At 61.8% G+C, this 7,545-nt stretch carries 7 protein-coding genes and 1 pseudogene; 5 read left to right on the top strand and 3 right to left on the bottom strand.

The genetic code is table 11. From position 1 onward, the window contains the following. A partial coding sequence (locus WEA77_RS02320) for a transglutaminase family protein (RefSeq protein ID WP_368066257.1) occupies positions 1-1,867 on the bottom strand: 1,867 nt, incomplete at its 3' end. A gap of 273 nt (positions 1,868-2,140) precedes the next feature. Here WEA77_RS02320 and rutB point away from each other — a divergent pair. Genes rutB through rutA form a run of 4 tightly spaced genes read left to right on the top strand, consistent with a single transcriptional unit; the run spans position 2,141 to position 5,114 of the window. Continuing rightward, positions 2,141-2,872 (top strand): pyrimidine utilization protein B, encoded by a 732-nt coding sequence (gene rutB / locus WEA77_RS02315; protein ID WP_368066256.1) that lies wholly within the window; start codon positions 2,141-2,143, stop codon positions 2,870-2,872. Next, on the top strand, positions 2,862-3,245 hold the full coding sequence (gene rutC / locus WEA77_RS02310) for a pyrimidine utilization protein C (RefSeq protein WP_368066255.1): 384 nt from the start codon (positions 2,862-2,864) through the stop codon (positions 3,243-3,245). The genes rutB and rutC overlap by 11 nt, the downstream gene beginning before the upstream one ends. Continuing rightward, entirely contained in the window at positions 3,245-4,048 is an 804-nt protein-coding gene (gene rutD / locus WEA77_RS02305) for a pyrimidine utilization protein D (RefSeq protein WP_368066254.1), read from the top strand. The genes rutC and rutD overlap by 1 nt, the downstream gene beginning before the upstream one ends. A gap of 1 nt (position 4,049) precedes the next feature. Further along, the gene (gene rutA / locus WEA77_RS02300; RefSeq protein WP_368066253.1) at positions 4,050-5,114 is read left to right on the top strand and encodes a pyrimidine utilization protein A; all 1,065 of its coding nucleotides are present in this window, start codon (positions 4,050-4,052) and stop codon (positions 5,112-5,114) included. Positions 5,115-5,227: 113 nt separating this feature from the next. Here the strand turns inward: rutA and WEA77_RS02295 are convergent, their stop codons facing one another. After that, the gene (locus tag WEA77_RS02295) at positions 5,228-5,431 is read right to left on the bottom strand and encodes a pyrroline-5-carboxylate reductase dimerization domain-containing protein (RefSeq protein ID WP_368066252.1); all 204 of its coding nucleotides are present in this window, start codon (positions 5,429-5,431) and stop codon (positions 5,228-5,230) included. Positions 5,432-5,578: 147 nt separating this feature from the next. Further along, on the bottom strand, positions 5,579-5,815 hold the full coding sequence (locus tag WEA77_RS02290) for a hypothetical protein (protein ID WP_368066251.1): 237 nt from the start codon (positions 5,813-5,815) through the stop codon (positions 5,579-5,581). Positions 5,816-6,619: 804 nt separating this feature from the next. Between WEA77_RS02290 and WEA77_RS02285 the strand changes: the two are divergent. Beyond that, positions 6,620-7,545: pseudogene (locus WEA77_RS02285) on the top strand (hypothetical protein); the annotation flags it as partial.

Genomic DNA, 7,545 nt, shown 5'->3' with positions numbered 1-7,545 from the left:
GCGGCATGAACACGCACAGACGGCCCCCGCGCGGCTCGACGCTGATGGCGGTGCGCACGACACCTGCTTCGGTATCCAGATATTGCCCCACCTGTTCCTGCCCGGCTTCGGCTGTCGTCATGCTCGCCGCTGGCAGAGCGCGCGCGTCCGCATCGGTGTCAATGCCGCGCAAGGGACCGCGCGGCAGACTAGGATCAGCGATGTGGATGTAGGGGTAGAGCGCGGGCGGGGTCCAGGGCAAGGCGGACAGCGGAAGGCGGAAACCGACGGGACTATCGCCCGGCACGAGGAACAGCTTGCCTCGCCGGAGTTTCCACTTTTCAGACCGCCACCGCTGGCTCGCCGGCGCCTGCGCCTGCCAGCGCTGAACCGGGAGCACGAAGCCCGAGGGCTTCGTCAACCCACGCTGAAAGACCGCCGCGATTCGGGCACGTTCTTCCGGATCTTCAAGCTTCGAATTATCCGGCGTCACATTGTCTGGAAGCCTTGCTTCCTTCAGCAGCCATTCGCCGGGGTCTTCGTAGGCTGCCGCGACCATGTCCGTGTCAACACCAAGCAGATCCGCCACTTTCGTGAGGAAGGCCTCAGCCTCGACGGGGCCGGCGCCGGTGTTTGCGCGTTCCGGGGCAATCAGGTCCGGATTGCGCCAGATGGGTTTTCCGTCGCGGCGCCAGTAGAGCGAGAAGGTCCACCGCGGAAGGCTTTCACCAGGATACCACTTGCCCTGACCGTAATGCAGGAAGCCGCTGGGGGCGAAGCGTTCCCGCAGTCTGCGGATCAACTTGTCCGCAAGGTCGCGCTTGGTTGGGCCGGCTGCGGCGGTGTTCCATTCCGGCGCCTCGAAATCATCTATGGACACAAATGTCGGCTCGCCGCCCATGGTCAGGCGGACGTCGCCTGCCTTCAGGCGTTCGTCGATCTGGTGGCCGAGGCTGACGAGATCGGCCCAGGCCTCATCCGAGAATGGCTTGGTTATGCGCGGATGTTCTGAAAGGCGCTCGACTTTCATGTCGAACGCGAACTCGATCTGCGGGTTTCCAGCCAGCGTTCCGGAGATTGGCGCGGCGTTGCGATAATGCGGCGTCGCGGCGAGTGGGATATGGCTTTCCCCTGTCAGCAGGCCGGAAGTGGGATCGAGCCCGATCCAACCGGCACCAGGCAAGTAGGCTTCGGCCCAGGCGTGGAGATCAGTAAAGTCATGATCCGTACCGGGAGGGCCATCGAGAGACACAAGGTCCGGTTTTAGCTGGATCAGATAGCCAGACACGAACCGCGCCGCGATGCCGAGATGGCGCAGGATCTGGACCAGGAGCCAGGTAGAATCCCTGCAGGAGCCCCGCGCGAGGCGGAGCGTTTCCTCAGCCGACTGGACGCCGGGCTCCATGCGGATCACATAGGTAATCTCGCTTTGCAGCTGCGCGTTCAGGGCGACCAGCATGTCGACCGTATTGCGGGGTTCGCGCGAAAAGCCCGCCAGCCAGTCCTTGAGCAATGCGCCGGGCTTATCCGGTTCCAGATAAACAGCGAGATCATCGGCGATCTCTTCGGGATAGATGAAGGGCCAGGATTCGGCAGTCTCCTCCACGAAGAAATCGAACGGGTTGTAGACCGTCATGTCAGCAACGAGATCGACCTCTATCTTCAGTTCGCGGACCGGCTTTGGAAACACGAACCGGGCCATCCAGTTGCCGTAGGGGTCCTGCTGGTAGTTCACGAAATGCTCGGCCGGCGACACTTTCAGGGAATGGGAGACGACCCGCGTCCGGGAGTGCGGCGCCGGGCGGAGACGGATAACCTGCGGCCCAAGGCTCACCGGTTGATCATACCGGTAGTGGGTAAGGTGGCGGACACCGGCAATTATGGTCATTTTGCTCTCGTCCTGTCTTTATGTGTGCCAGTCCTAGGTTGCTTCCACAGAACTGGTCGCCGCGCACCCTGAATTACATCTCCTGAAACAGCTAACCGGCCAGAACTTGGGCATTTGCCGCCGGGTGTGATGATGTAAACGGCACGAAGGCTTGATTTGCCACCCCTGGAAGAATGGCAGTGGGTTTTCAGGTTATGCCCGATTGCACGATCGCCTCTTGCATCGCAGGTGTCAGTGGGGAAACATATCCCTGCTAATTCAGGAGGGTAACAGATGCCTGCAGGCCCCGCCTTCCCCAACGTGCCTCCGGTCACGCTGCCCGCCCGGCCAGAGCCGATCGAGGTCAATCCTGCGACCACGGCCATCGTCGTGATCGACATGCAGAATGCTTACGCGTCGCCCGGGGGCTATGTGGACCTTGCTGGTTTCGACATTTCCGGCGCCGCCAGCGTCATCGGGCAAGTTGCGCAGGTGCTTGATACCGCGCGCAAAGCCGGCATTCAGGTCGTATTCCTTCAGAACGGCTGGGACCCGGACTATGTTGAAGCAGGCGGGCCTGGATCTCCGAACTGGCACAAGTCCAATGCCCTGAAGACCATGCGCGCGCATCCCGGTTTGCAGGGCAAGCTGCTGGCGCGCGGCGGCTGGGACTATGAGCTGGTGGACGCGCTGCAGCCCAAACCGGGTGACATCCGGCTGCACAAGACGCGTTACAGCGCCTTCTTCAACTCGCAGCTGGACAGTGTTCTGCGGGCGCGCGCCATCCGCACCCTTGTGTTTGTCGGCATTGCCAGCAATGTGTGCGTCGAGTCCACCCTGCGCGACGCGTTCCACCTCGAGTATTTCAGCGTCATGCTGCACGATGCAACACATCATCTTGGCCCGGATTATGTGCAACAGGCAACCCTATACAATATCGAGACGTTTTTTGGCTGGGTAAGCACGGTCGCGGAGTTCCGCAGCACACTTGGACAGCTTCCTGAAGGAGACAGGCATGGCCTTTGAACCGATCAACCCGCCGCAATTGCCAAAACCTATTGCGCCTTACTCGGCCGGCGCAAAAGCTGGCAACACGGTGTATGTCTCCGGCGTGCTGGCCCTCGGTGAGGGCGGGACCGTGCTGCATGTAGGCGACGCTGCTGCGCAGACACGCGCTGTTCTGGATACGATCAGGATAACCCTGGAAGCCGCCGGAGCGACGATGGCGGACGTGGCAATGAACCATATCTTTCTCAAGGACTTTGCCGACTATGCGGCGTTCAACAAGGTGTATGCGGAGTATTTTCCGGGCAACAAACCTGCGCGTTACTGCGTGAAGGCGGAACTGGTGAAAGCCGATTGCCTGGTGGAAGTCGCTTCGGTCGCGCATATCGGGTGATGGCAGTCGCGGCCGGGCTGCATTGGGAGGTATCGGGACCGGAGGATGGCGCTCCGCTGCTGCTCTCTTCAGGGCTGGGCGGCTCAGCGAGCTATTGGGGCCCAAACCTGAGTGCCCTTGCGGCGACACACCGCGTCATCACGTATGACCATCGCGGCACGGGGAGGAGCGACCGGGCACTTCCTGTTTCAGTGAAGGTGGACGACCTCGCCGGTGACATGATGGCCGTACTCGATGCGGCCGGCGCCGGCAAGGCGAGCGTCCTGGGACATGCCGCCGGCGGCATCGCAGCCCTTGCATTGGCGCTGAACGCACCGGATCGGGTAGACCGGCTGGTCATCGTCAATGGCTGGTCCCGTCCTGACCCGCACTTCCTGCGCTGCTTCGAGACGCGCCTCGCCTTGCTGCGAAAAGCCGGGACGGAAGCTTATCTCCGGGCTCAACCGATTTTCCTCTATCCGGCAAACTGGATTTCGGCGCACCATGCTGAACTGGAGGCGGAACTGCCTCATCAGATGGCGCAATTTCCGGGCGCGGAGACCATGGAAAAGCGGATCGCCGCGCTGGCGGCTTTTGATATTGACGCCCGGTTGAACGAGATCGACGCGCCGGCACTGGTGGTCACGTCGCGCGACGACATTCTCGTACCGTCATCGGCAGGTGACCGGTTGGCTTATGGCCTTCCAAATGCCCTGAAACTGGAATTCGAGAGCGGTGGACACGCCTGCAACGTGACCGAAGCGCAAGAGTTCAACCGTATCATCCCAGCCTGGCTTGCCGGCGAACGACGCAAGGAGTCCTGAAATGCAGATCGGCGTATTCATACCTATCAACAATAACGGCTGGCTGATCAGCGAGAATGCGCCGCAATACAAGCCCAGCTTCGATCTCAACAAGGAGATCGCCCAGCGTGCGGAAAAGTACGGTCTCGATTTTCTGCTCTCAATGATCAAGCTACGCGGTTTTGGCGGCAAGACCGAGTTCTGGGAATACGGGCTGGAAAGCTTCACGCTCATGGCGGGGCTTGCGGCTGTTACCGAGAAGATCAAGATTTATGCGACCTGCCCGACACTGGTTATCCCGCCGGCCTTTGCGGCGCGGATGTGCAATACCATAGACTCGATCAGCCATGGCCGGTTTGGTTTGAACCTGATCACCGGCTGGCAGCCCCCAGAGTACACGCAAATGGGTATCTGGCCCGGCGACGAGCATTTCCGCAACCGTTACCAGATGCTGGACGAGTATGCGCATATACTCCGTGAACTGTGGGAAACGGGCGTCTCGGATTTCAAGGGGAAGTATTACACGATGGAAGACTGCCGTGTTCGCCCGCAGCCTGGCGGCGACATGAAGATCATCTGCGCGGGATCGTCCGATGCTGGCCTCGCCTTTTCGGCCAAGTGGGCGGACTATGCCTTCTGCCTCGGCAAAGGCGTCAACACACCGACCGCATTCGCATTCAACAATGAACGCCTCGCCGGCGCCCTTGAGAAAACCGGCCGCGATGTGCAGGTCTTCGTGCTCGTGATGATCATCGCGGCGGAGACCGACGCGCAAGCGCATGCGAAATGGAAGAGCTACAATGACGGCGTCGATATGGAGGCGATTGCCTGGCTCGCCGATCAGGGCGCCAGGGATACCGTGAACAAGGACACGAACGTGCGCCAGCTGGCGGCGCCCGAAGGCGCAGTGAACATCAACATGGGCACGCTGGTTGGCTCCTATGAAAGTATCGCGAGGATGCTGGACGAGATGGCCGAGGTGGCGAACACCGGCGGTGTCCTGCTGACATTCGATGACTTCCTAGAAGGCGTCGAGGCCTTCGGCACGCGCATCCAGCCGCTGATGAAGAGCCGGCGCAGCGGCTAGCAAATCTGGCCGGCGCCCGGGAAGCGCAATTTCAGGCCTGCGCAGCCAGCTCGCGCGGGCGCCTGGCAGCAGCGCTGACCAGAGCGCGCGCCAGGGTGTCCGCGGCAAATGCCTCATTCACCGCGCCCAGCCCCGGCGGCCCTTGTGCCGCCGGGGCTGGTGACCTTTTCCCGCAACCGGCTCAAGGGCAACGGATCGGCCCCCCAAAGCCGGGCTGCACCGATTAAGTTCTGCCGCGCCGGATTTGTGGCAATCGTGTCTGAAAGGCTCTCACCAACGCCGGCTGCGATCATCGCTCCTGAAATTGGCAGGAGCATGCCGGGCTGCTGCCGGAGGCCGCCGCCGCGCCGGGGCCGGACCCTTTACCGGGCCAGAAAGCTTGCCAGTGCTGCCCGGCGCTGGATATCCTGCGCCTTTGGAAAGACATTGCCGGCCCTAGCCTGACGATGCTCAAAGGCGCGCTGTCAGAGTTGCCGGCCGGCCCCGCGGACCTTCTCTCTGCCGATGCCGGCCCCGGGATCCATGCCGAAGCCAGAGACATGATCGCAGATCACATCGCGGCAATGGCAGCGAAATTTTTCGGGCCCCTGCTGCACGTTCTCCGGGCCCGCCGGGCCTCGCTTAGCAAGCTGATTGCGGGCATCAACGCCGCCGGCGTTCGGCCTGACTTTTAGCCTGCACACAAGGATCTGTTCCGCCATTAAGGAGGCTCCCGGCAGCATGCGTGCCGGCAACCTGTATGTGAAACTCGAAACAGTCGGCGCTGTTTTAGGCGTGCAGCCCCCTGGCGGGCATGGCCTGTCCGGCGCCGCTCTAGCTGTCCAGCCTGTCACTGGACGCGGCGTGCCCCTTGTGTCCCGGGGACAATAGCCCCGGCCTTGCGCTGGCTGCCTTTGCAGGCGGACCTGTCGCCAGGAACCACGCCCCTGCTGCCGCGATTGCCCGGAGGCATGGCGCAACATCACCTGCCGGCCGCGTTGCAGACTTACCTCGCCCCGCCGGCGAGCGCAAACCCTATGCCTTGCAGCCGAAGGCAACTGTATTGATCCGTCCACAGACAGAGCACGGGTTGTTCCGGCAAATTGCTTCTGTTCTGGCTACGGGAAACCGCGCCCATGTATCGGACCTGCCAATTGCGGAGGGCCTGCCGGATGGTGCCGCCTCCACGCTGACAGCAACACAAGACGAACCCCTTTGAAGCCGCCCTGCTGGAAGGCAGCGCGGAGGACGTCACCGCGCTGCAGCACGAACTTGCAGTTTTATCCGGCGCCGTTGTAACCCTCCAGTGCGCCCGAACGTCCGACTGCGCCGCTGGAATGGCCTGCCGCGCAGACTGGCTGTGCAACGAAGTATAGACCTATATCACCACCGCCGCCGCCGGTGGCAATGCGAGCCTCATGGCAAAGACTGCCTGACGGGCGTCGCAAAATTCCAGCCTTTGCAAATCCTCAGCCGCTTCTTTACCTAGATGCGGAAGCTAACTGGTCAGGAACTGCGAGACAGGAATGAGGGCAACAGTACAGGGGCAGGCGGGACTTGCGCCGGCGAAGTTTGATTCGGCGGACGCCTGCGCTGCGGAGGTCATCGAACGCGTGGGCAAGGACATTCGCCTGGCTTTGCCGCTCGGCCTTGGTAAGGCGAACCGTCTGGTCAATGCCCTCTACGAACGTGCCAGAACGGACAGCTCGGTCCGGCTGACGATCTTTACAGCGCTCTCGCTCATCAGGCCGCAGCTCCCGGAAGGCCTTGCCGAGCGCTTTGGCGGGCCGGTCATCGAACGCCTGTTTGGCAACAATCCGGACCTCACTTATGCAGTCGACCGCGCGAAGGGCAGGCTTCCCGATAACGTCGAGGTCGAGGAGTTCTTTTTGGCAACAGGCACCTTGCTCGGTAACGCTTACGCGCAGCGTCACTTCAGCAGTGTCAACTATACGCACGCGATGCGCCGCATCATTGCCGGAAAGGTGAATGTCATCGGGCAGATGATCGCGCAGCGCGGGGATCGCTTCAGCCTCGCATGCAATACTGATATCAGCCTCGACCTTATCCCGCTGATGCGGGAAAAGGCCGGCCGCCAAGGTTTCGTCGTTGTCGGCGAGATCAACGACCAGCTGCCGTTCATGCCCAACGATGCCGAGGTGCCTGCCGGAGAATTCGACATTCTGCTGGATGCCGGCGGCTATGATCTTGCCGGATTGCCGGCACCGCGCGTTGATCTTGCTAGCCATGCCATCGGCCTGCGGGCTGCGCGTCTCATCAAGGATGGCGGCACGTTGCAGATCGGCATCGGATCGCTCGGCGACGGTGCTGCGCAGTCCTTACGCCTTCGCCATCAGTCGCCCGCCGCCTTCAATGAAGCGATCAACACTCTGCCTGGCCCTGCGGGTCCTATCAACGAAGGTGGCAGCACGCCTTTTGAACAGGGTCTCTA

The sequence above is a fragment of the Hyphomonas sp. genome (assembly GCF_040882205.1).
Classification (GTDB): Bacteria; Pseudomonadota; Alphaproteobacteria; order Caulobacterales; family Hyphomonadaceae; genus Hyphomonas.
Note: the sequence above shows the minus strand (reverse complement) of the source record. Positions and strands in the feature narration are given on the sequence as shown.